Source organism: Arthrobacter terricola, assembly GCF_004354015.1.
GTDB classification, from domain to species: Bacteria; Actinomycetota; Actinomycetes; order Actinomycetales; family Micrococcaceae; genus Arthrobacter; species Arthrobacter terricola.
The window spans coordinates 1-1,476 of sequence record NZ_SMRU01000099.1 but is presented as its reverse complement, the minus strand read 5'-3'; the positions used below and the strand labels follow the sequence as shown (position 1 = coordinate 1,476).

Sequence of the window (1,476 nt, the reverse complement as noted above, 5' to 3'; positions counted from 1 at the left end):
GGCGGTTTCTAGGGGTCGTTGCAACACTTGGTGGTTAGGTGGTTAGTAGTAAATCACGTAGGCGCTCGGCTGGGGTTTTCCAGTCGAGCGTTTTGCGTGGGCGGCCGTTGAGTTCCTGGGCGACGTGTTCGAGGTCTTCGGGTCCGTAGACGGACAGGTCGGTGCCTTTGGGGAAGTATTGGCGCAGCAGGCCGTTGGTGTTCTCGTTCGAGCCGCGTTGCCAGGGGCTAGCGGGGTCGCAGAAGTAGACCTGCATGTCGGTGGCCATGGTGAAGGCTTTGTGTCCGGCCATTTCGGAGCCTTGGTCCCAGGTCAGGGAGCCTCGCAAGTGCGCCGGGAGCGTGGACATGGTCTTGATCAGCCCGTCACGGACGGTTTCGGCGGTGTGGTCACCGGGCAGGTGGACGAGCATCACGTAGCGGGTGGTGCGTTCGACCAGGGTGCCGATCGCTGATTGGTTGTGGGCGCCGGTGATGAGGTCTCCTTCCCAATGCCCTGGCACGGCCCGGTCCTCGATTTCGGCGGGGCGGTCCGAGATCATGATCATCGGATCCGCGAACCGGGAAGCGCGTTGAGCGGGGTCCTTGTGGGGTTTGCGGCGGGTCCGGCCGGTCCGCAGGGCGGTCTGGACTTCGCGTTTGAGTCCGCCCCTGGCCTGGAAGTAGAGGGCCTGGTAGATCGTCTCTTGGCTCACGCGCATCTCCGGTTCGTCGGGGAACTCATCGACCAGGGTGCGGCTGATCTGCTCCGGTGACCAGCGTATGGCCAGTTTGGTCTGCACATAGTCCCGCAAGGAACCCTGCCCCCGAAGTTTGGCCGTCTTCGGACGGGCCCTGCGGGAAGCGGCTTTCCGGTCGGCGCCGTGGGGCAGATAGCCAAGCACCGGGTCGGTGTTGCGGGCCAGTTCCCGGCTGATCGTTGAAACCGGGCGGTTGAGGGCCGTGGCGATTTCCCTCATCGAGGACCCGCCAGCACGCAGGTCCTGGATCATTTCGCGTTCCGGCAAGGACAGGAACCGGGCATTGATGGGCCGGAGCGGTGCTGACGGGTCACGCGGGATCTGAACAGTTCTCACAGCATCGTTGTAAACGACCACCCGCCCATCCGGGTAAACGCGGCACCCACGTAACTGGCGGATCCCCAGATCCCAGTCACGGGCAGTGCGAATGTTCACCCCGACACGTGCAGCAGCCTCCTTCCGGGACGTCCCGGAGGACCGTAACCGGAAGAACTCCTCACGCCCCGGGTGAGGGCCGGCTCCCCGTTTTCCCCGGCCTTTCAACCCGGCCTTCCGGACCCAGGATGCTCCGGTCACCGGATTGATCCCGCATTCCCTCGCGGCCGCCGTCGTATTCTGCAAACGATCAAACACCGCGAAGAAAGCAGCCTTCTCTTCCAGCCCATAACGGCTTGAACGAACCACGGTCGTTGCAACTCCCAAAAATCAGGGTGTTGCAACGACCGCTAGAACCCGCC

General features: G+C 63.6%; 1 protein-coding gene. It reads right to left on the bottom strand.

The genetic code is table 11. The features are described from left to right. Positions 1-34: 34 nt before the first annotated feature. Positions 35-1,174, bottom strand: coding sequence for an IS30 family transposase (locus E1809_RS26435; protein WP_235835798.1), 1,140 nt, complete (start codon positions 1,172-1,174; stop codon positions 35-37). Between the last annotated feature and the right edge of the window lie 302 nt (positions 1,175-1,476).